The sequence below is a fragment of the Bacteroides zhangwenhongii genome, from assembly GCF_009193325.2.
Classification (GTDB): Bacteria; Bacteroidota; Bacteroidia; order Bacteroidales; family Bacteroidaceae; genus Bacteroides; species Bacteroides zhangwenhongii.
Window position 1 is genome coordinate 1,104,152 of record NZ_CP059856.1, and the last position, 25,330, is coordinate 1,129,481.

Here is a 25,330-nt window from a genome sequence, read left to right on the forward strand (position 1 = left end):
TTTTTTTATATTAGTTAATTAATTGTTACCAGAAATACCAGTAGAAAGCTACGGTAATAGCCAGGATAATTACCGTGTGGATAATATCCCAATGATTCCAGCTTACACGTGTAGCCGCTTTCTGTTCTTTTGTAGCCGTACCGAATACCAAGCCCTGAATCTTTTCCGCTGTCGGAGCTTTTGTAGCCAGGCTGACTGCGATTACAATAATGATGCAGAATAGGAACATCCATCCGCAGAAGAACAGCCAGTTCATATCATAGAACAGATATTTGAATGTAGAGTCTGCCACTTCTCCGGCATTGCTATAATATACTTTAGCACCCAGACGAGTTAAGCCGATAACCATACCGGCTATCAATCCCCACATACCACCTTGAGCGGAAGTACGCTTCCAGCAGATACCCAATAAGAAAGCGGCTGCGATACCCGGAGCCAATACAGACTGAACATCCTGCAAATAAGTATAAAGAACGTCACCTACACTACGCATGATAGGAATCCAAAGGATACCTAAGATTACAATTACAACTGTTGCAACCTGGCCGATACCTACCAGTTTCTTTTCCGGAGTTTCCGGTCTGAAACGTTTGTAGAAGTCAATAGTAAACAACATGGCGGATGAATTGAACAAAGAAGCTAAAGAACTCATCAAAGCTGCAAGGATACCGCATACAACCAGACCTTTCACACCGGCCGGCAACAATTTAGCGACCAAAGTGGGGAAAGCGGCATCGGCATTTGCTGTTCCGTTAGCCAGCAACGGAAGGAATCCTTCACCACCGGCACCGATATATTTCTGATGCAATGCAAATGCGATCATACCCGGAATAAGAAACAAGAAGACAGGCAGCAGTTTCAGGTAAGCGCCAAAGATGGTACCGCGGCGTGCTTCCTTCTCATTCTTTCCGGAAAGTACACGCTGTACGATAAACTGGTCAGTACACCAATACCAGAATCCGATGATGGCGGAACCGATCAAAGCACCCAGCCAAGGGAAGTTCGGATCATCATTACTACGGATCAGATTAGTCATTGTATCTCCGTAATCATTTACTGTTACCGCACCGCAAACTTTCATCATTTCGTCCCAGCCACCCAGTTCTTTAAAACCAAGCACGAGGATGATCAACGAACCAAGCAGAAGGATAGGAGTCTGGAGTACAGAAGTATACAATACGGATTTCATACCCCCGAAGATGGTATAAAGTGCTGTCAGAACTACCAATCCGATTGCAGCAATCCAGAAGAAGTCGATTCCCCAAAGTTCTTTGATACCGAATACCTGTTGGAATACCAAACCACCGGCATAGACTGTTACAGCTACTTTTGTCAATACATAACTTACTAAAGAAATAACAGATAAGATCGTACGTGACTGTGGGTTATAACGTCGTTCCAAGAATTCCGGCATTGTGTATACCATGCTTCGTGTATAGAATGGAACGAACACCCATCCCAAAATCAGAATCATCCATCCTTGAATTTCCCAATGAGCCATCGCCATACCACTGGAGGCTCCGGCGCCTGCCAGTCCTATCAAGTGTTCCGAACCGATGTTTGATGCGAAGATAGAGGCTCCGATTGCGAGCCAAGTTGCGTCACGTCCGCCTAAAAAATAATCTGCCGAGTCATTTTGTTTTTGTCTGACTACCCAAACAATAATACCGATCAGCGCCAAAAAGAAGACGCCGATTACCACCCAATCTAATGCTTCCACAATAAATATGATTTATAAGTTAATATTATTTCTCTACTGAGAATTTGAAAATACATTCGCTATTATAGGTTTGTCCCGGTTCCAGAACTACTGAAGGCCAATCAGCTTTGTTGGGACTGTCCGGATAATGTTGCGTTTCCAGACATACGGAAGCACGTTGATTGTAAACGATACCTTTCTTTCCGGTTACAGTACCGTCGAGGAAGTTACCTGTATAAACTTGGATACCCGGTTCGTTGGTATATACTTCCAGAGTGATACCGCTTTCCGGTGAAGTCAGTTTGGCAGCTACCTGCGAAATGTCTCCCTTAGTGTTCAGTACCCAATTGTGGTCATAACCGTTTCCGTTTTTCAACTGGACGAAATCATAGTTACTGATGTCTTGCCCTACTGTTTTCGGAGTCGTGAAGTCCATCGGAGTATCTTTTACCGGGGCAATTTCACCTGTTGTCATGAAAGTGCTGTCTACCGGAGTATAGTAGTCTGCATTCACATACAGAATATTGTCGGTTGAGGCTTTCGACGGATTGCCGGCCAGGTTGAAATAAGAGTGGTTGGTCATGTTGATGATCGTCTTTTTGTCGGTAGTTGCGCTATATTTAATATCGATAGCGTTGTCTTCAGTCAGTTTGTAAGTGACTTTGGCAGTTACATTACCTGGAAAATTTTCATCACCGTCGAGTGAGATACGGGTGAGTTCCAATGTCATCGGATCAATAAGATTTGCCTCATATACTTGATATTGCCATCCTTTGGGACCTCCGTGTAGACAGTGCCCGAAATTGTTTTGTGGTAGCTGGATGGTATCACCGTCAAGAACAAAACGTCCTTGATTGATACGATTGGCATAACGTCCGATGGAAGCACCGAAGTCGCTGGGGACATTGATATAGTCGGCAATACTATCGAAGCCTAAAACTACATCCTGCATCTTTCCGTTTTTGTCCGGTACCATGATAGACACGATACGACCTCCGAAATTAGTAATGCACACTTCCATGCCTGCTTTATTCTTTAAAGTATAAAGATTGGTTTGGGCATTATTTACTTCTGTTTGAAATTTTGCCGGATCAAGACCTGATAGAGTCAGCTCGGAAACCGGCTTGTTATTGCACGCAAAGAGCATAAGTGCGGCAAATCCTGCTAGTAGAAAATGTTTTTTCATGGTTATATTTTTTATGTAAATGAGTTGATTGTCTTAATTCGGGTGTAAAAGTAACACTTTGTTTCGGTGTATGCGATACACTGGTGTATGTTATACAACATAAAATGCAAAAAACTGCTTCGGAATATAAAAATTCAGGAAGCAGTTTTTGAAGATTGTTACTTAATGTGTTATTGTACTTTCTTCCCCCAATAGGTCTTCTCACCGTTGTAGGCTGTATAAACAATTGTTGCAACTCTCGGAGTTGCTTCCCAATCAACTTCACGTTTTAGATAAAGAGTCAATCCATTATTTAGTGTTATAGTCTGATCTTCGGCATTAAAACTCCATTGTGCATTCCAGCTACCGGAAACTTTATGGTTGGCGTCAAATACCATATTACTGGATCCTTGTTGCACTAATGGATTATTTGCGGTTAAGGCAATATGTTCCCAGTTTCCTATCAATTCGGATTCTTTGATTGGAACTTCGGGCACAGCACCGTAACGTTCCGGCATAATAACAGGCCATCCTTCGGAGTTCCACCTGATACTGCGGATTTGTCCCATCATAATTGCATTGCTGGCATTAATCCCTGCTATATTTTCAGGGAATCTTCCTTGAGAAGCAAAGTACCAGTTGTCATTACCATCATTAAATACAGCGCAATGTGAAACGCCCACCCAACCATAACTATCGTTGAATTTGTAAGGACGGGTAACAATAGGATACAATCCGGAGGCGGATGTCGCTTTATTACCCAATATGTCTACATATTCTCCGTCAATGGTTGTTGAACGACATACGCGGGTGTTGTATTCTACGGATAATCCACCGTATGCCAAGAATAGATAATAATATCCATTGCGGTAGATGATTTCCGGTCCTTCTGAGGCCTGCCAGCGGCTTGTCCCTCTACTGGCGATAATTTTTCCATAACCGGAATTATCCTCACCGCTAATATTCCACGGCTTGCCTAATTCTTTGAGAGGCTTGCCTGTTTCCGGGTTTAGCTGCATGGCAGCAATTCCATTATGCCATGAACCGTAAATCATCCAATGTTCTCCGTTTTCTGTAATAATGTAAGTGGGGTCAATTGCATTAATCTTGAAATACGCGTCCCAATCTTGTGTATTGGGTCTTTCCCAAGCATTCATGTCTTTATCTGATGCAGAACAAACGACAAATCCTTTGTCTTCCCATACATTACTTGCAGGGTCGGTTGTTTCCATTAATCCGATGAAAGCCCGTTCTCCCCAAGAATTGTCAAAATTCACATTCACGTTGTTGACTATCTTTTCCGGTTTGCCACTTTTTATCATATTAGTGATTACGATTGAATAATACATACGATATAGTCCGGTTTTTACTTTGCGTGCTACGGGAGCCCAATATCCGTATGCAGGACTGGAAATCGGTTCCAATCCCATTTCGGTGCGATATTCGTTCAGTTTTTCTTTTACCCAAGTCGGAGTTGATTTCATTGTCGCACCCATATATTCCCAATTTACTAAATCTTTGGAACGGCGTGCATGGAAATGTCCGTGTCCATCGTGTGCGTTACCATAAGAAGCGTCGGTCTGATACATATAGTAATAGCCGTCATCCGCTTTCATTACAGTAGGATCATGCACATTAGCTAAGTTCCATTCGTCACGATTGGCCCAGCCGGATATATTCAGATAATTGTCCGGGTAGGCGGGAGCTTCATAGTTGGCAAACTGGTCGTCAATGCTTTCCGTGAGTGTAGTCAGACTGGTCGCCTCAGAATAGATGGGAGCGGCATTGTATAGTGAAACAAACGCTCTTACATGGTAAGTGGTACTTTGTGAAAGTCCGCTAAGGGTCGCATTAAAATGATTTCCTTGTATTTCAACGATTTCGTCATTAATATCCGGATCGGCTTCTGTGCTGTAACAGAAACCTTTTTTTATGATTGAGTTGCTTTCTTCACCGGATAGTGTCGTGCTGACTTCCGCCGTATTGTATGATATGTTGCTGATAGCGGGGGAGGATATAGTCAAATCTCCGGTTCCGTTATTTTCGTCATCATTGCATGCTAAAAGTAAAAGTGTGCAACTTATTAAAAAGTATATTGATAGTAAGTATTTCATAATTTATATCTTTAGAATATTGTTTTTATCATGGATTACCATCCTGGATTCTGACCTAGTTTGGGAGCACGTTTCACCTCATTCGACGGTATAGGGAAATAGTAGCTCTTGGGGCTGATGAAAGTACGGGTATTTACAGTCTCTGCAAATCCGAATGTATAAGTTGGGGCTGCTGCCGTTCCTGTTACTTTAACTCCATAAAGATTCAGCAACTGTTTGTAGCGTGGCAGACCTTGTTCTTCATCCGCATCAGTGTTTTCAAACAACATCCAGCGGCGGACGTCAAAGTAACGCTGGTCTTCAAAAGACAGTTCAATGCGACGTTCGTTACGGATACGTTCGCGTAGCTCTGTTTGAGTCATATCGGCATAAGTCGGCATTCCGGCACGTTCACGTACTTCGTTTACGTATGGGTAGGCCTCTGCCGGTCCATACGCTTCATTGATAGCTTCTGCGGCGTTCAGCAGGATTTCCGCATAACGGAAGATATTCCATGAGTGAGGGAAAACTGCCGGGTCGGTACAGGCAATGTTGTTTACAAACTTCTTGAGGTAATAGCCGGTATACGTACCGCCCATTGATGATTTATAATCACGTCCTTGATCAGATTCCGAATTATAGCGCACGTCGATTGTCCGTTCTTCTCCTTTATCCGCACGTCCCCAAGTCATGCCTTGATAAAATACAGTTTGTGCAAGACGGGGGTCACGGTTAGCATACGGATTTGTTTCATCATAACCGGAGTTAATCTCGTCTATTCGTTTACCGTTGGCCATTTCAAACGCATCTACAAAGTTTTGAGTTGGGTTTGTTCTTCCTGCAGATGTGAATTTCCCGGCGAAGCCTACCGGCAGAAATACTTTTTCCACTTGGTTGGTATTCCAAATAGAACGGGACAATATAATCTCATTATTATATACCGGATTGGTAGTAAAGCATTCATAATAGTCATTTTCAGGAGTTCCTGTATTATACAAGCGGTAAGGCACTGCCTGCTCGTTGTTCATTTCAAAGAAGTCGGTAGCTGCTTGTGCTGCTTTTTCCCAATGTGCCAAGTCATTAGTCGGATTGTAAAGTTTGGAAGCACGGTACAGCAGTGCCCGGGTTTTCAGTGCATAAGCGGCTGCCCCATTTACACGCCCCCAGTTGGAGGTCTCATCGCTATAACGGAAAGGAAGTATATCCTTGATTTGGTCACACTGATCTGCCACCCATTCCAAAGCTAATGCGGCGTCTGTACGTTCCATATTCATATCATCCGGATTATCAATATCAAGAATGATTGGTTCGTCATTTTCGTCTTCCGCTATAATTGGGGTATTGCCAAACCAGCAAATCAAGTCGAAATGGAAAATAGCTCTGAGTAATTTGGCTTCAGCGCAGTTGCGGTCATATAGCATATTGTCATCACCTTCTTGTAAGTTATTCCCGATAACGGAAGCTTTTGCATTTTTGAGGAAGATGTTGCATTTACGTATGCCATAAAGATTGGTATTCCAAAAACCGAGTAGAGGGTGGTCGGCGGCTGTATAGCCGTCGTTTCCTATTTTTGTATAATAATGGAGCCCCCAATAGGTTATTGCATTGTCAGTCATACAATCACGGGAAGCAGCGGTAAACTGATCATCCGTCAAAGGAGCGAGTCCATCGGGCAAGTTCGTGTAGATATTTGCCAGAAAGCCACGTGTAAGGTCTTTATTGTTGAATACTTGTTTTATGTCCAATGAAGCGTCATATTCTTTATCCAAATAGTCGCTGCAAGAGATGTTGCTAAACAAGAAGAGGACCATGCCTATGTAATATGATATTTTTTTCATGTTTTCGTCTGTTTAAATGATTAGAATCCAATGTTAATGCCGAAAGAGAATGAGCGGGTTTTCGGATAAGCCCAGATATAGTTTGTCGGGTTCTCCGGATCGAATCCTTTCGGAAGATGACTCCAAGTGCATAAGTTATAACCGCTGAAATAAATTCTACAGTTAGTCATGCTGATTTTTGATATGAGACGTTTAGGCAATGAGTATCCTACTTCTACATTTCGTAGAGAGAGGAAATCACCGTTTACTACCCAAATATTCGATTCATTGTACGGATAGTTGCGGTCCAAATCACTGAAAGAAGTTGATAGACGGGGATATTTGGCATTAATATTGCGTATGTCTGTCGGATCATCTGTGTAATATCCCCATGTGTTGGTCACTTCATGTGTCGCTGTACCGCCCCAACCGAAACCGTAATCCATATTTTCACGGCAAGGAACAGTCCGGTTCAAGTAGGCTGTCAATACGGCACGTGCGTCAAAACCCTTCCAACTGAATCCTAAGCGAATACTTGGAATCAATTCCGGAATTTTAGTATATCCGGTAGGCACTTTGTCGTAACTGTCAATTTTACGGTCTCCATTAGTATCTTGGAAAACTGCATTTCCCAGTTTGTATTCTCCGGCTACGTTCCATGGATATTTCTCGGGATGCGCCACTGCGTCTTCGTAAGAAGTCGGAATCTTATTCGGATTGCTGGCCCATTGTTTCCATATCAATAACTGGCTTTGGTTGATGCGATTGCCTGTTTTGGCTTGGTAAGGGTAATCCGGAGTCAGTTCATCCATATCCGTAATTTTATTCGTATTGTAAGTCAGCATTCCGTCAATATAATATTCGAAATCGCCAATCTTATTCCGATGTCCTAATGTGACTTCCAGCCCTTTGGTTTCAGCCTTACCGTATGAACTTTGAGGAACACTGACTCCCAATATTGTTGGTATCTGAGTGTCGATCAATATATTCGAACGCCATTCCTTGAATAAATCTACCGAACCATATAATTTCTTATTCCACAAATCGAAATCCACTCCGATATTTACCATATCAGACAATTCCCATTTGTTATTTGTATTTCCCAATACAGACTCATAACTGCCTTCGACATAAGTCTGTGAAGTTCCGAAATTGTAACCTCCGCCTTGAGAATATACAGTTTGGTACGGGTAACGGTTTGTGCTGGTAGCGGCTTGACCTGCATGTCCGAAAGATGCGCGGAGTTTCAGCAAATTCACAAATGAGTTTTTCAGCCAAGCTTCTTCGGAAAGTACCCATCCCAATGAACCGCCATAGAAGAGATCGTAACGTTCACCCGGTGCATAATTGTCACATCCCATATATGAGAGATTTCCGGAAGCGATGTAACGGCTGTCATATACATACGTAGCTTGACCATTATACGATATATATCGGTTGGACGAGTTCATTCCACGTACCACATTCTGATAAGTACGCATGAAAGCTTGTGCATTCACTAAATGTCTGCCGAAAGTCTGGTTGTATTCCAGACCTCCATTCATATTGATGTTATAATAATAATCACGCGGACTGGTCGTTGCGTTGGGTAGAGCCTTATAGGTTCTCATACGGGTATATGTATAATCGGCCACATCACTGACATTATCCATAAAGTTGTAGTAATACGCATTGATATCCGCTTGCTGTGTTTTTTGGAATGTTTCGTATGAGTCGAAACTGAATGTTAGTTTCGCTTTCAGACCGGGTACCAATGAATCTAAGTTTCCGGTGGCTGTTACAGTGGTATACAAGTTACGACGCCTGTTTTGTTCGACTCCTCTTCCGGCAATTTGCGCTGCGCCATTTTTGCTGTCATTTGTATTAGGCATGAAGAATTCTCCGTTAGGGCAGAACACCGGATAGATGGGGAGGTTCTCACCGGCTCCCCATGTGAATAGGTTCCACATGTCAATGCCCGGCTGTGTGATGTTGTCAATACGTCCACCTAAATCCAATGATACATTTAGGAATTTATTGACATCAATGTCGATGTTGGAACGCAAGTTATAACGGTTCAGTACTTGCTGAGTGCTATATCCTTCATTCCTATCAGTCCATTTGGAATCGAATAATCCTTCCTGACGCAAATAAGAGAATGATACATAGTAACGGGTACGTGCATTACCGCCACTGACTGATAAATTGGTGCGGTATTGAGGAGCAGCGTCACGTAACATAACATCATGCCAGTTTGTGTTGAAGTATTTATATTGGGCGGTTCCTTCAAGTTGTTCGCCGTTGCAGACACGGCGATAGTAATCAAGATCCGTGGCACTGAACTCCGGTGTCAATCCATCCAGATAACGTGCTTGATTTCTGGTTAATGCATAATTATATGAGTTCTGGCTTTCCGGAATGCCCGCACTGGTCTGAAATCCGACTTCTTGGGTGAAATTAATTTTTGTTTTTCCCGGAGTTCCACGCTTGGTGGTGACCAGTATCACTCCGTTTGCTCCTCGCATACCATAGATAGCACAGGCAGCGGCATCTTTCAATATGGTGATTGATTCAATAGGATAAGCATCAAGGAAAGACAAGTCACGCTCTACGTTATCTACAATAACCAGGGGTTTCTCCGCTTTTTGAGATGTGTTGTTCAAATCATTGTTCATGGTACGCAGACCACGGATATAAAACAAGGTCTCACTCCATCCCGGTTCTGATTGTGCTTCATAAGTTTCCACACCGGTTACGGTAGAAGTAAATGCGTTTTGCAACACTGTTACCGGATGTTTTTCCAATTCTTCTCCGGTTACGACAGAGGTGGCTTCTGTCATGAATTTAATAGGCTTACGGCCGAATGGAATCGGGGCGGTGTGTGCGTATTCGTCCAGATCCTCCTCCAGCACAACTTTAAATTTCTCGTTGAAGTCGGCAATGGCGGTGGCAGGAAGATATCCCACACAACTGATGCAAAGTTCGTCTGCATTCTTTACGTTTTTCAAGCTGAAGTTACCGTCTTTATCCGAGAGTGCGATGCGGCTGGCTTCGGCTACATTGATAATGGCGCCGATGACAGGTTTCCCCTCTCTATCGACTATTTGTCCTTTTAGTACCTGGCCCTTTTGTGCCCATCCGGTAGCAGTCATTAGGACGATGGCTGCCATGAGCATGATTCTTTTGAATCCAGCTTGTATGTTTCTCATTTTTATCGTATACATAATTGTTGCTTTAATTAGTTCCATCCGGGATTATTTTCGATATTAGTCTTCCATACTTCACCCTCCGGTATCGGGTAGAGATACATTTTTTCATCAAATTTCCTTTCTTGGGCTATTTTGCGAGTATAAGTATATTTACCGTTTTTCTTAGTGATGTCAATACCGTAGATAGGACGTTTGAGCGCATCTTCTGCAACATTCCAACGACGGAGATCCCAGGCGCGGTGATCCTCAAAGGCCAATTCGACAGTACGTTCTTTACGAATAAAGTTTCTTCTTGCTTCTTTGCTGTCCAAGTCTGTGCGATCTGTCAGTTTTCCACTGATTCCTGCACGGTCACGTAGCGGTTGCAGTGCGTTTAGCACATCTTCACGGCTTCCGTTGTTCTCGTTCAATGCCTCTGCGTAGTTCAATAATATTTCGGCATAACGGATGATAATCCAGTTACGGTAGTTGCTACCGCTATGATTGTTGTTCAAAATATTTTCAGGAATGTATTTCCGTACATAATATCCGGTAGGTGTGGCATTTGCATTTCCGGTAGGATTATCCCGTTGTCCTTTTAAGACATTGATAACTCCATTTCCCCAGCTGGCTCCATTGTAAAGGACGGTAGCGGTGAGACGCGGATCACGTCCGTTATACGGATCGTTATCATTATACTTGCTGGCACTATTGATGGCGGGAGTGAATCCTGTAGCCTCACTACTGTATTCCGGCGCACCTGTTTCATCGTATGAAGCGAAAGGAGAACTACCATCACTCATATCATACATATCAACTAGATTTTGTGAAGGGCACAGACCGCCATTTCCACCTTCGCCTACCGGTGTATCATTGTAGATGGCACTCCAGCCGACCATAACATCATTTCTCCAGAAAATCACTTCGTTATTGTTCTGGTCAAATGTGTTTTTTAAGATTGCATTCGTATAACATACAATCGGATTGTTTTGATCTGCCACATAAAGTCCGTAGTTTGTTCCGTAGTCTGTGATGAATCCTTGTGCTGCATCTTGCGCCTGTTGCCAAGTGACTCTGCTCTCTTCATCGAAGCTGGGATCGCTGCTGAAACGCTCACTTGCCATATAGAGCATGACACGTGAGTAAAGTGCGCGTGCTATCGGTTTGGTGATACGTCCTTGTATGTCTGTGGCTCCGCCTTTGGTCATCAAGTCGTTTTCGCATTCTTTCAGTTCTTTGAGTACGAAATCCACCACATATTCTTTGACGGATGGGCGGGTTGTATATTCGCTCAGCAGATCTCCGTCCGGATCCAGTACTTTGGTCACGATGGGTACAGGGCCGTAGCGTAAGAACATTTCCCAATAAAAATAAGCACGCAGAAAATGCGCCTCTGCTTTATAGTTGGTTTTATCCGTTTCATATTGGGTGGTAGATAAATCTGTCGGTTTGGGTACATCATCTATCCGGCTTAGCAGCATATTGCATTTGCGGATGCCGCGATAATAATGTTCCCATGTATCTGTCAGTTCACTGGCTCCGCCTGCGGCATAATAGTTTCCGATATTGAAACTTGTGCGGGTTCCCCCATTTGCATAACTGGTCTCTGCCAAATCTGTGGCAGCATCCATCCATGAGTTATTGATACGGCATGCGCCATGGCGTAAGAAATTGTAAGTGTCAAAGTGAAATTGTTTGGTCGTTTCCCATTCACTGAACACTTGGTCTTCTGTTAGCTCATTGCTCGGTTGTTTATCCAGAAAACTGCCGAACATATCTTCACAAGAAGTTAGCACAGTTGCTGAAATAGCCCAAATAAAGGCTGTATATATAATAGTCTTCTTCATATCTTAGTCAATTAGAATTTAACGTTTACACCGAAGTTAACGGTTTTCATAATCGGATAGCGGTTGGAACCTTGACTCTCCGGATCGCATAAGCCGTCCAGATGATCCCAAGTGACCAGATTATTGGCATTCACATAAATGCGGCATTCATTCATGGCTACTTTCTTAATCCATTTTATAGGAAGCGAGTAGCTGAGCTCGATATTTTTCAGACGGAAGAAATTACCGTTCTTTAAGAAGAATGAGTTTTGTCGTTGATTATGGTCACCATAGCTGTCATAGTGCAAAAGCGGATATTTCGCATGGCTTAAATTGTAAGCTTCCGATTGGTTCGGGTTCCAGCGTTCCATGTGATGTTCTTTCACTTTACCGCCGTTTACGAATGCGTACATAGCTTCCGCATCATAATAACGGGATACATGGTCTACCCCTTGAAACATGATACTGAACCCGATACCTTTATATTCACAGCCCAGTGTCAGTGCATACGTGTTTTCCGGAATGTCACTATAACCGATAAAAGTTTCATCTCTGCTGTCGATAAATCCGTCATTGTTCATGTCACGGTATTTTAGGTCACCGACCTGTACGTTTCCAAATGTGGAAACAGGAAGTGACTTATTTTCCAGATCAGCCTGTGTGACGAATCCGTCACAGAGAAGTCCGAAATATTGGTTGATGGGATGTCCTTCCAGTTTGCGGTAATCTGTTTTGGCTTCCGGTTCGTCCATACTGATAATCTCATTACGGGCGTGCGAGAAAGTCACTCCGACATTATATCTGAAATCTTTTCCGATATGGTTGTTGTGGTGCAGTTCCAGTTCAAATCCGGAGTTCTTGGTCTCTCCCAGATTCCCCGCCGCCATATTGACGCCTACCCATTGCGGACGAGTCAGATAAGGGGTGAGGATATCTTTTCTTCTTTCGTAGAAGTAGTCGATATTACCGTTCAGCAGTCCGTTCCAAAGTCCGAATTCAACTCCGGCATTGTACTTGTGCGCACGCTCCCAAGTCACTCCGTAGTTAGGATATTGACTTTCGTAGATTCCGGTATACCCGGTTGTCCCGAAATGATACGCATTATCCATTTGTGTCCATACAGCTTGGTATAGGAAACGCTGTCTCACTCCGTTCACTTGGTATACATCGTTACCTACTTGACCATAAGAAGCTCTTACTTTTAAATTGTTCAACCATTCTTGTGTGCCTTTCATGAAAGATTCGTTGCTGATTCTCCAGCCGATAGAAAAAGAAGGGAAAAATCCGAAACGTTTGCCGCTCATGAAGTTTTCGGAACCATTGTAACCAAAGTTGACTTCAGCGAGATAGCGGTCGTCGTATCCATAGGTCGCGCGTCCTACCAATCCTTGATAGCGTTGTGCCAACTCGGCTTGATATCGATAATCGTTTTGATTATACAGGACCATTGCAGTGACATCATGCTTGCCGAATTTTCGGGCATAATTCAATTGAGCTTCCATATACAGTTTATATTCCGTAGTTTGATTGTCTCCGGCATAAACTAACTCCGTGTCTGTATTGAATTGGTTGTATGCTTCAATATATTGGTAATTGTTACGGTCATTCAGTTCGTATGTAGCGAATCCGGCTGTAAACTTGCGGTTATAAAAAGCATTGTAGTCGAAAGATACCATCGCTTTGGCAGACAGGCCTTTTGTCAGCCAGTCCATTTTATAATCAGCGATAAAGTTCGTTTCGTTGATGGTATTGGTAGCCCGGTAGAAACCGGCTTCCGCTAGTCTGCCTACGATATTGTTTTGGTTGAGTGAGTTACCTCCATAGATTGTTTTTGTTTCATCTTTATCTTCTACTGTATACGAAACGGGGAACAACCATCCCGGAGTGTGGTTCAATTCGTAAAAGACTTCGCTGTAAGTTCCGTCAAAAGCCTCATTGGAGTTAGGTCCCCGACGTTCCTCGAAACGGGTACCGAAATTGACGGACAGTGTCAGGTCTTTGGTCATCAAGAAGTCCAGATTGGCACGGAATGCAAAACGTTTGAAACTGGAGTTTGATTTGTTTCCATATTTGTCTGTACTGAAATCACGGAACAGTCCTTGCTGGTTATAGTATTCTGCAGAAGTAAAGTAGCGAAGCCGTTTTGTGCCGCCTTGTACGTTTACATTGTAACGTTGGGCAGGAGCAGTACTGCGAAGTACCGTATCATACCAGTCTACATTGGGATAAAGCATGGCATCCAGTCCGCTTAATTCTCCGGCAGAAGATTTTCTGAACATTTCAATATCAGCGGCAGAGAATTGGGAGTTGAGTCCGTCATTGGCTAATGCTTCTTCCAATAATACTACCGAATTGTAAGAATCCAGATAGGTATCTTGCCGGGTTGGGGACTGAATTTGCCAGTTGGCTGTCAGACTGACAGTCGGCCTTTGTTCTTTACCGCGCTTGGTTGTAATCAGCATGACACCGTTTGCACCGCGTACACCATAAACAGCAGTAGCGGAAGCATCTTTCAAAGTGGAGATGGATTCGATATCATCCGGTGCGATCTGCGAGAATTCGCGTTCTACGCCATCCACCAAAATAAGTGGTTGGTTATCACCGGCGAAAGATGCACGACCACGGATATAGATTTTCATATCATCCGCTCCCGGAGCACCGGAAGTTTGTGAAGTAATCACGCCCGGAATCTTACCGGCAATAGCTTGTGATACATTCGCTGCCGGAGATTTTAACAGTTCTTTGGAAGAAACTTGCGAAATAGCACCTACTACACTTTCTTTCTTTTGTGCGCCATATCCCACTACTACCACTTCGTCCAGCACTTCCGTATCTTCTTCCATAGTAATGTTCAACTTAGTTTTATTACCTACGGCTATCTCTTGCGTCTTGTAGCCGATGTAGCTTATCTGCAAGATCGCTTTACTGCTTACTGATAATTTGAAGTTACCGTCAAAATCAGTAATTGTTCCGTTGGTAGTCCCTTTTTCGAGGATACTGGCGCCGATGGCCGGTTCGCCTTTGGTATCGACTACGTGACCGGTGATTTGCTTGTTCTGTGCATATATCCACTGACTGAATACTGTGAGACAAGCTATCAGTAGTAGTCGGGAAAAAACATTTCCCGCTACTGCTTGTTGGTTTGCTTTATATTTCTTCATGTATATGAAATATTAAGGTTAATTTATTTAGTCTTATCTGCTATGATTTGTTTGATTTGTTCCGGAGTGAGGACTACATCGTAAATGGCGAAATCATCGAAAGCAAAGCCGGGATCATCATCTGGCCAATCAAAGGCTTGGTTTCCACCCAATGTGTTGTATCTGTAATTTCCACCATATATAAATGCGCCTTCAATGATATTATTATCGCCGGTTCCATCCACAACCCATGAGTTCTTCAAGACTCCGTCAAAGTAGACATTAGCTGTTGTACCGGTTAGAGTTGCAGTGTAGAAATGCCATTCTCCGTCTTTCAGCCAGTCTAAGTCATTTAAATATTCTGTATTATTTTTTTCTGTGTTTTGGAAACCCTCAAAGTTACACCATCCCGCATTGTTCAATTGTAACGTGCCTCGTGTATATAGGGCAAACATGGGCCAATTGCCATTGTTGGTAGGATTGGGAGCCACTCCGTGAGCTGTAAATAACGGTGTATATCCGTAAGATTGTCCGCTTTTGATAGCTGCTGTTGCATTCACCCACATGGAGATAGACATTTCTTTACTTGTGGCAGAATGTGACATGATGTCTTCCGGTAATAGAAGGTAGTTTGTTCTTCTTCCTCCTATAATATTCTGGAATACCTTTCCAAAGTGATTGTCTCTTGAATCTACGAAAGAACCTCCACCGATAATTCTTGAACCGTCAGGCTGTGTGCCATCGCTTTGTCCGTCTTCGAATGTATTCATGTAAACCGGAGTAGGGGGAAGCGGTTCTTCGGGAATCGCCATTTTTTTTGCTATTACCTCTTTAATATCCTCCTGTGTCAATGCCATATTGTAAATGGCAATATCGTCAAACATGAATCCGGGATCATTGTCTATCCAACCCCAAGCCTGGTTACCTCCCAATGTGATATATCTCAAGTCAGCTCCGTTCGAGAATAGACCGGCTATATGATGTCCGTCCGAACCGTCTTCCGTCCAAGAGTTGGCTATTTCACCGTCAAAGTAGATCTTACAGCTTGTAGCAGTCAGCGTAGCTGTATAATAATGCCATTCTTTGTCTTTCAGCCAGTCGTCGTCTTTACTGTCTACACTATTATATTCTGTGTTGATTCCTTTGTCATTGGCGGCAGGAGTGAAATCTGTATATCCGGCACAATTAATCTGCGCTAGTCCACGATACTGCAAAGCGAACATAGGCCAACTGTTTGCTGCACTGGGTTTGTTTCCGTAAGCTGTGAATAAAGGAGCATAAGGATAGTCTGTTGACAATCCCGCATATTTGGAACTTACCCATACACCTATTGTCAGTTCTTGTGTCTTGGAAGAGTGTGAAAGCACATCCGACGGTAACATCAGGTAGTTTGTGTTTTTTGCTCCGTTTACATTTTTAAATACTTGTCCGAACCGTTGTCCGTCCCATTTGATAAACTCTCCAGCTCCGACTACTGTCAGGCCATCGGCTGAATCAAATGAATTGAAGTATACAGGAGTCATACTGCCTACTGCACCGGAGGCTTCCGAATCCGTGATTTGATTGGCGTATATTCTCAATCTGCTTAAATAAAATTTCTTTGGATGGCTTTCCTCATTATATCCCAAATATATATAAGGTGCCTTGGTGACTGCATTGAGCATATTGCTATAATCAAAATTACCTCCTACGATTCCAGGTCTATTGCCACCTGTGATACTTTGGTGATTGGTAGTGTCATACTTTTTGTCACCGTCAATATAAATCATAAAACCTGTATCCGAAAAAGTCAGTGATATGAATCTCCACTGATTAAGTCCGATGGCATTGGTTAAACCACTGTTGGGGTTATTTACATCTACCCAACCGGCGGCCCCATTATAACTTAGTCCCGCATTAGCGGTAAAACTTACTTGGGCCCCTCCATATTCCAATGAAAGAATGGTGGCGCTGGGATCTGCTTCTGCTAGTTTTACCCAAAAAGAAATGGAAGCGCCATTCTCTAGATTGGCGTTTCTCAATGAATTTGGAAAACGTAAATAACCATTCTCTTGATAAATAACCTTCTTTTTAAGTTCCTTTGAGTCATCCACATATTCGGGGGAGCTTCCTCCATTGTAACTGAACGCTTCTCCATCAGCGATTCCTTCTCCTATAATAGATTTAAGATCTCCTGTAAGGGGGTATTCGGCTATTAATTTAAAGGAATTACCTGATCCGGAAGGAATAGACTGATTACCTGCCTCTTCATCCCACTCACCCCAGTCTTGGCAGGAACAGAATGTCAGAGTCAGAATTGCCATGAATAATAACGGCCATTTTCTTGTCTTCATAATACTGATATTAATGGTTCAACAATAATTATACTCGTTGTAGTGCCGCAAAAGTACTATCAACGAGTATATATCGGGTGGACAAATGGATTTTCGTGGTGGATAAATGGCTCTATGTTTTATTCTTCATGATTCATCAACCCGCTCGGCGTCACATTGAACTGTTTCGTGAAGCACCGTGTGAAGTACTTCGGATCATTGAATCCTACCTCGTAGGCAACTTCCGCAATATTCATATTCTTGGTTTCTCTGTTTTTCAGAATCAGCTCCCTTGCTATGTTCAGACGATAATTCCGTATGAACTGTCCGGCAGACTGGCCGATGAGGCTCTGCAACTTTTTATTCATCAGACTTTTGCTTACGCCTACCGCTTCGCAGAAATCGCTGACCTCAAAATATGAGTTTTTATAGTTCTCTTTGATAACCTCCATAACCTGGTTCAGGAATTTCTTATCGCCGGACTCCTCTTCCATATTCAGTACATCCACATCCATATCCAGCGTAAACTTACGCTGATACCGTTTCCGATTTTCCAGAATGTTCTGAATGCGTGTAAGCAACAACGTTTCGTCAAAAGGTTTCAGCAGATACTCGTCCACGCCCATACGATAACTTTCCAGTCTTGCCTCCTGTGAGGTCTTGGCCGTCAGCATGAGGAAAGGTATATGCGAAATGGCAAATGTCTCCTTTACCCGTCGCGAAAGCTCGATACCGTCCATGACAGGCATCATCAGATCACTGATAATGAAATCTACCGGATTGCTGCTGAGAATATGCAAAGCCTCTTCTCCGTTCGCGGCTTCCAGTACATGATATTGTTCGCGGAGGATGGAACGTATATAGCCCCTCATATCCGGATTATCCTCCACAATCAGAATCGTCAGAGCTTCTTTCTCTTTGGGAGTGTCGGAAGATTGCACAGGAACCGTTTCCGCATCGTTATGATCGATAATGATTGTCTTGCCATCCGGCTCGCTTTCCTGCTGCAAGGGGAGAAAAATGCGGAACGAACAACCTGCATGACGGTTATTGAGAGCCTTTATCTCTCCGCCGTGCATCTGTACGATCCGTTTGCAGAGATAAAGTCCGATACCTGTACCTGCCTGACCGTAGACCGGATATTTTACTTGGTTCTGTGATTGGTAGAACCGATTGAAAATTCGGTTAAGATCCTCCTCCGGTATACCCGCCCCCGTATCCTTTACGCAGATATATATTTTCTTCTGTCCGTCTGCCGCAGTGAGCGCAGAAATATAAAGTGATACCGTTCCTCCGTTTGGTGTAAACTTTATGGCATTGCTCAACAGGTTCGTTATCACTTTGTGCATCGCTTCTTCGTCATACAGAATCTCCGGTGTTTCCATTCGGTAGTAACGTCTCAACACTATATTCCGTTCTCCTGCGAATACCTCAAAAGGAGTGACCAGTGAATCTATGAATTTAAGGAAATTTCCCCGTGTCTTTACAATCTCCAGTTTTCCGGATTCCACTTTCCGAAAGTCCATAAGCTGATTGACCAGGGATAATAAATATTTGGAGTTGCGTTCCACAAAATTCAACTGCTCGATTACTTGCGGATTATAACTCAACTTCAATGCACGCTCGATCGGTCCGATAATCAATGTGATCGGAGTACGGAACTCGTGAGTGATATTGGTAAAGAAAGAAATCTTATCCAGTGTCAGCTCCTGCACCTTGCGCGACATACGGACAAGCTGCGCTTTCTGCCTGGTGATTTTCTCATTCTGCTGTGTCAGCATCCGGTTCTGCCGTGAAAGTTCTTCTGTCTGATTTTCCAGAAGCTGCTTTTGTTGTTCCAACTCGTGGGTACGTTCTTCCACAGTGCGATGCAGATACTCTTTCTGACGTTTCAATGTACGGATTCTCCATTGATAGAATTGCCATGTTCCTATGACGATAAGGACGATGACTGACAGGATAAACCAGACACTCTTATAGAAGTAAGGAACAATTGTTATTTTCAGCTCCGTGATGTTTGCTCCCTCACTTTCTCCGTCGGGTGTGTACTTTACCTGCAACGTATACTTTCCCGGAGGCAGATTGGTGTAGCTGGCGAAGCGTCGGTTGCCGGGCACCTGTACCCATTTATCGTCGAATCCCACCAGCCGGTAACTGTAAACCGCCGCATTGCCCGATTCAAAGTTAAGTGCGGAGAACTCCAGAGAAAAGGATTTTTCTTTCTCATGTAGCTTTAACTCCGTAGTAGTAGCAATATTCTGCGGTAAATATTCATTTCCGGGCAGTATCTCCTCATTACCTATTCTCAGACGGGTAAAGCGTACTTTGACGGGAGTTACGGGCATGGATGGACGATTGTTCTCAATGGCAACCAACCCGCCTACGCTGCCGAAATATAGCAAGTCGTGTGATGAACGGCAGGAAGCATTCCAATAAAACTGGGTATCGATCAAACCGTCATATTTCGTGTAATTGATAAAACGGTTTTCTACCGGATGATAGCAGGATAAACCATAGTTGGTTCCTATCCATATATTTCCGTTATTGTCTTCCAATATCCCCCGCACACTGTTATTGGGCAGTCCGTGTGTCGTATTATAGGAGACGAATTTTTCTTTCCCTTCTGGGTCGATGATCCGTTTATAAATGCCGAACCCGTTACTTCCCAGCCACAAAGTGCCGTCCTTTGCTTCATAAAAACAAGTGATTTTCTCTATCAGACGGGAGTCCGGGTCGTCCAGTTTATAATTCAAATGTCTGTATTGGAATTCTCCTTCTGCCGACCGGGAGTGAAGGTCGACAATATAAACTCCTTCCAGACAGCCTATCCACAACTTGCCATCCCTGTCGATGATGGAACCGATGCAGCCGTGTACATTTGCGGCAGCCTGCCCGGCTAGAGGAGAAACAAGTTCTTCCTTCGCTATGTCATAAAAATAAAGACCTTGGTTGGCGCCTATCCATACTCCGTTATTAATCGAATCGTAGGCTAGTGCGCCAATAAAGTCGACAGGAAGCCCGTTGCTGGTCTGTGAGGAAATCACCTTCTGTACAGATTGTGGCGTTTTCAGGTCAAGCCAATTGATGCCACCTCCCCAGGTTCCAACCCAGAGACGGTTGTTCCGGTCGGCTGTCAATGCACTGACGGAGTTATGGCTCAATCCCCCGCATTCACGTGTATAGTGAGTGAAACGTTCGCTGCCCGGTTCCTTCCTGTTCAGTCCGCCTTCTACCGTTCCCACCCATAAAGTACCATACTTGTCTTCATAAACGGCATTTACCGGATTGCAAGAGAGACTTGACAAGTTCTCTTTATCATGCCGGTAGCTGCGTATGGACAACCGTCTGGGATTCAATAGGTTGATTCCTCCGGTTTCCGTGCCGAACCATATATGGTCTTCCTCCGCCAGTATGCAATTGATAAAATTACTGTTTAGCGAATTGGAATCGTTTCCCGGAAGATCATAGGCGATACGTTCGAAGTCATCCGTTATCGGATTGTAAATGTTGATTCCACGAAGGGTTGCCACCAGCAGTTGCTTGTCGTTAGTGATGGCCAGATCCGTCAGATAATTCTGGGAAAGGGAATAGGGATTGGTTGAATCGTGTTGATACTGTTTCACTACATTTCCGTTTTTGTTATAACGGAACAATCCCCGATCGGTGGAAATCCATACCTCGTTTTCCTTCATGAGGAAATCGGAAATATACGTTCCCGCTTCAAAAGTAAGACATTCGGCGATAGCGCCCATTGTCAGTTCTCCTTGTTGGTTCAAGGATATCTTGTGTATTTTCCCATTGACTCCCATCCATATATTTCCGTCTTCATCAATATCCTGCAAAGCAATGTCGGGTCCATTCGGAACGACGGGGCTAAGTGTGGAAATCATTTTCACTTCTCCTTTTTCGTTGAACTCGATGCGGTGCAGCTCGTTGGCGCAATGCAGCCAGATACATCCTTGACTGTCTGTGATGACATGGGTGGCCGGTGATTTCAGAATCTTAAAAAGTATCCCCTGAGGATTGCGGGGAATGACAGGCTTTAGCGTAGACAAGTCAATGATATCCGTACCTCCTTCGGAGATAATCCAAAGGCGTTGGAATGTGTCTTCACACACTTTGCGGATGAAGTTACTCTTCAGCTTACAATGGGAAGTGCTCGCGTTGTAATGGACGAACTCATAACCGTCGAAACGTGAGAGCCCTCCTCCGGCAGTGGATATCCAGAGAAAACCACGACTGTCCTTATACACATCGTCGACAAAGTTATGAGGCAATCCTTCGTTCATGGTGATATAAGTGATATTGTATCGGTCGGCAAAACGTTCCTGTGCTTGTGTCCGGTTTTGACCTGTTATCCAGAGAACAGGATAGATAAAAAACAATATGAATAGGTGTTTTTTCATATAAGTACGTATTAATAGGAGCAAAGTTAAAAGATAATCTCAAATCGAGAAAACAGAAGGGGGCTTCTTTTCAGCAGATTGCAGTATTGTCCACCAATCGTGTTCGTATGTCCACCTGTGATTAGTGTAACGGGGCGTATTTTTGTACCATGATTGATGAACAAATACACTGATGTTATGAAAAACTTGTTTTTGCCCGTTTTTTTATTAGCAGGCAGCCTGTTCGCAAGCTGTACCACTGCTGTATTTAAACCGGCCCCTTCTGCGAATCCTTGGGATGACAACTATTTATCCGTAGCTAAGATGGAAGACTACCGCCAATGGGGAACATACAATGTGCACGATCCGTCCTGCCGTAAGCTGGGCGATTATTACTATATGTATTCTACAGACGCTATTTTCGGTGAGAACCGTCGCGAAGCTCAAGAAAAGGGAGTACCTTTGGGATACATCCAGATGCGTCGTTCCAAAGATCTGGTACATTGGGAATTTCTAGGGTGGGCTTTCCCTGAGATACCCGGAGAAGCGGTTGAATGGGTACAAACTCATGCAGGCGGACAGGGGGCCACTAATATATGGGCACCTTATATTATCCCTTATAAAGACAAATACCGTCTGTATTACTGTGTGTCTGCATTCGGACGTAAAACATCCTATATCGGCCTGGCTGAATCCGCTTCGCCCGAAGGTCCTTGGACACAGGTCGGATGTGTTGTCAGAACAGATGATTCCACTGCCATGAATGCTATTGATCCGAGTGTGATTGTTGACGATGCCACCGGCAAATGGTGGATGCACTACGGTTCCTTTTTTGGAGGGCTCTATTGTGTCGAACTGAATCCCGAAACCGGATTGACTGTAAACGAAGGTGACTTAGGGCATTTGACAGCCCGCCGCGCCCATTATCGGAAAGATAATCTGGAAGCGCCGGAGATTATCTATCATCCCGGTTTGAAGCAGTATTATCTGTTCACTTCATACGACCCTTTGATGACGACATACAATTTGCGTGTCAGCCGTTCGGAGGCTGCCGAAGGTCCTTTTACCGATTATTTTGGTAAAGCAGTGAAGGATACGACCAACAATTTTCCGATACTGACAGCACCTTATCGTTTTGAGAATCATCCCGGATGGGCGGGAACGGCTCATTGCGGAGTCTTCTCCGATGGGGAAGGAAATTACTATCTGGCACATCAGGGACGCCTCTCTCCGCAGAATCAGTTGATGGTGCTGCATTTACGCCAGTTGTTCTTTACTCCGGAAGGTTGGCCGGTTGTTTCTCCTGAAAGGTATGCAGGTACACCGTCACATCGCTTCACCGAAGCCGATCTGGCAGGGGAGTGGGAGATCATACGGGTACAGGAACCGCGATATGAGCGTCAGTTGGAAGCCGGACAGATTCTATGGGGAGAAGGCGAACTGAAAGAAGAGGAGTGGAATCTTTCTTCCCGCTTCCATTTATTGAAAGACGGTACTTGCAACGGTGAAATGGTTGATGTGGAGGGAAAGTTTGTCCTTGCAAGCGGGAAGTGGTCTTTTTTGACCGAAAACCATCTGTTAATGCTTGATTTGGGTACGGAGAAGATAGAGAATCTGATTATCTTTGCAGGACACGACTGGGAGAATGAGACGGAAACCATTCTCTTTACCGGACTCGATAGTCGGGGACGTTCTGTCTGGGGAAAAAGAATAGAATAACTATATAATTTTTTATTGAAAACCATGAGAAGATACACAAATTTATTGGCTGTAGTGGCCTTATCTGCCGGAATGACACTTCATGCGCAAACCAATGAAATGGTGATACAGACAAAGAAACTGGGAGCGGAAATCCAGCCTACCATGTACGGACTCTTTTTTGAGGACATCAACTATGCGGCCGACGGTGGCTTGTACGCCGAACTGGTGAAGAACCGTTCGTTTGAGTTTCCGCAGAACCTGATGGGATGGAAAACTTACGGTAAAGTAACTTTGATGGACGACGGTCCTTTTGAACGGAATCCGCATTATGTGCGTCTTTCCAATCCGGGACATGCCCATAAACATACCGGACTGGATAACGAAGGCTTCTTTGGTATCGGTGTCCGAAAAGGGGAGGAGTATCGTTTCTCTGTTTGGGCACGTCTGCCGCAGGGGAACGGAAAAGAAACATTGCGGATTGAATTGGTGGATACCAAGTCTATGGGTGAACATCAGGCGTTTGCCACCGCTGACTTGACAGTCGATTCGAAAGAATGGAAGAAGTACCAGCTGATCTTGAAGCCGGGTATGACCCAGCCGAAATCGACACTTCGTATTTTCCTTACTTCCAAAGGAACAGTGGACCTGGAGCATATCTCTCTTTTCCCGGTCGATACGTGGAAAGGACATGAAAACGGACTTCGCAAGGACTTGGCACAGGCTTTGGCAGATATCCATCCGGGAGTCTTCCGTTTTCCCGGTGGTTGCATTGTGGAAGGTACTGATTTGAATACCCGTTATGACTGGAAGAAATCGGTGGGTCCGGTAGAAAACCGGCCTTTGAACGAGAACCGTTGGCAGTACACTTTTACCCATCGTTTCTATCCGGATTATTATCAGAGTTACGGATTGGGATTCTATGAATACTTCCTGTTATCGGAAGAAATGGGTGCCGAACCGCTTCCTATCTTGAATTGCGGTCTTTCCTGTCAATACCAGAATAACGATCCGAAAGCGCACGTTGCCGTTTGCGATCTGGACGGTTATATTCAGGATGCACTCGATCTGATTGAGTTCGCCAATGGTGATGTGAACTCTACATGGGGAAAGGTGCGTGCCGATATGGGACATCCTGCTCCTTTCAACCTGAAATTTATCGGTATCGGTAACGAGCAATGGGGAAAAGAATATCCGGAACGTCTTGAACCGTTTATCAAGGCTATTCGTAAGGCTTATCCGGATATGAAGATTGTAGGTAGTTCCGGCCCTAATTCAGAAGGAAAAGAATTTGATTATCTGTGGCCTGAAATGAAACGCTTGAAAGCTGATTTGGTAGACGAGCATTTCTATCGTCCTGAAAGCTGGTTCTTGGCTCAAGGTGCGCGTTATGATAATTACGACCGCAAAGGTCCGAAAGTCTTTGCCGGTGAATATGCTTGTCACGGTAAAGGTAAGAAATGGAATCATTTCCACGCTGCCTTGCTCGAGGCTGCCTTTATGACCGGTTTGGAACGTAATGCCGATATTGTCCACATGGCTACATACGCTCCGCTTTTCGCTCATGTGGAAGGATGGCAATGGCGTCCGGACATGATCTGGTTCGACAATCTGAATTCCGTACGCACTGTAAGCTACTATGTGCAACAGTTGTTTGCCCATAATAAGGGGACCAATGTTCTTCCGCTTACCATGAACAAGAGAAATGTGACGGGAGCTGAAGGACAGAACGGGCTTTTCGCCAGTGCGGTGTACGACAAGAATAAGAATGAGCTTATCGTAAAAGTAGCCAATACTTCCGATACGGCTCAACCGGTTTCGTTGAAATTTGAAGGCTTGAAGAAACAAGACGTATTATCTGACGGCCGTTGCATCAAGCTTCGCTCACTTGATTTGGACAAGGATAATACGCTTGAACAGCCTTTTGCCATCACTCCGAAGGAAACGCCCGTGTCTATTCAGGGCCACGTGTTTACTGCCGAGCTGGAGCCGAACACATTCGCTGTTTATAAATTTACGAAGAAATAA

The 25,330-nt window shown here is 44.1% G+C and carries 11 protein-coding genes; 2 read left to right on the forward strand and 9 right to left on the reverse strand.

Features of this window, described 5'->3' with window-relative positions; genetic code table 11:
* Window positions 1–25 precede the first annotated feature (25 nt).
* The 9 genes from GD630_RS04370 to GD630_RS04410 all read right to left on the reverse strand — a co-directional run bounded on the left by GD630_RS04370 (window position 26) and on the right by GD630_RS04410 (window position 21,625).
* Window positions 26–1,720: a sodium:solute symporter gene (locus GD630_RS04370; RefSeq protein WP_143864693.1), complete on the reverse strand. Its 1,695-nt coding sequence runs from the start codon at window positions 1,718–1,720 to the stop codon at window positions 26–28.
* A gap of 25 nt (window positions 1,721–1,745) precedes the next feature.
* Window positions 1,746–2,885, reverse strand: coding sequence for an aldose epimerase family protein (locus tag GD630_RS04375; RefSeq protein WP_143864692.1), 1,140 nt, complete (start codon window positions 2,883–2,885; stop codon window positions 1,746–1,748).
* Between the two features lie 170 nt (window positions 2,886–3,055).
* On the reverse strand, window positions 3,056–4,978 hold the full coding sequence (locus tag GD630_RS04380) for an arabinan endo-1,5-alpha-L-arabinosidase (RefSeq protein WP_143864691.1): 1,923 nt from the start codon (window positions 4,976–4,978) through the stop codon (window positions 3,056–3,058).
* A gap of 35 nt (window positions 4,979–5,013) precedes the next feature.
* Entirely contained in the window at window positions 5,014–6,795 is a 1,782-nt protein-coding gene (locus GD630_RS04385; protein WP_143864690.1) for a RagB/SusD family nutrient uptake outer membrane protein, read from the reverse strand.
* 20 nt (window positions 6,796–6,815) lie between these two features.
* On the reverse strand, window positions 6,816–9,977 hold the full coding sequence (locus tag GD630_RS04390; protein ID WP_143864689.1) for a SusC/RagA family TonB-linked outer membrane protein: 3,162 nt from the start codon (window positions 9,975–9,977) through the stop codon (window positions 6,816–6,818).
* A gap of 14 nt (window positions 9,978–9,991) precedes the next feature.
* Complete coding sequence (locus tag GD630_RS04395; protein ID WP_143864688.1) at window positions 9,992–11,788, reverse strand: RagB/SusD family nutrient uptake outer membrane protein; 1,797 nt, start codon at window positions 11,786–11,788, stop codon at window positions 9,992–9,994.
* Window positions 11,789–11,799: 11 nt separating this feature from the next.
* Complete coding sequence (locus GD630_RS04400) at window positions 11,800–14,928, reverse strand: SusC/RagA family TonB-linked outer membrane protein (protein WP_143864687.1); 3,129 nt, start codon at window positions 14,926–14,928, stop codon at window positions 11,800–11,802.
* 23 nt (window positions 14,929–14,951) lie between these two features.
* A complete protein-coding gene (locus GD630_RS04405) occupies window positions 14,952–17,240 on the reverse strand; it encodes a LamG-like jellyroll fold domain-containing protein (protein ID WP_143864686.1) in 2,289 nt (762 codons plus the stop codon).
* 119 nt (window positions 17,241–17,359) lie between these two features.
* Entirely contained in the window at window positions 17,360–21,625 is a 4,266-nt protein-coding gene (locus GD630_RS04410; RefSeq protein ID WP_143864685.1) for a hybrid sensor histidine kinase/response regulator transcription factor, read from the reverse strand.
* A 156-nt stretch (window positions 21,626–21,781) separates the two neighbouring features.
* Here GD630_RS04410 and GD630_RS04415 point away from each other — a divergent pair, with 156 nt between their 5' ends.
* A complete protein-coding gene (locus tag GD630_RS04415) occupies window positions 21,782–23,323 on the forward strand; it encodes an arabinan endo-1,5-alpha-L-arabinosidase (RefSeq protein ID WP_143864684.1) in 1,542 nt (513 codons plus the stop codon).
* 24 nt (window positions 23,324–23,347) lie between these two features.
* Window positions 23,348–25,330 carry an alpha-L-arabinofuranosidase C-terminal domain-containing protein gene (locus GD630_RS04420; RefSeq protein ID WP_143864683.1) on the forward strand — a complete coding sequence of 661 codons (1,983 nt, stop codon included), beginning with the start codon at window positions 23,348–23,350 and terminating at the stop codon, window positions 25,328–25,330.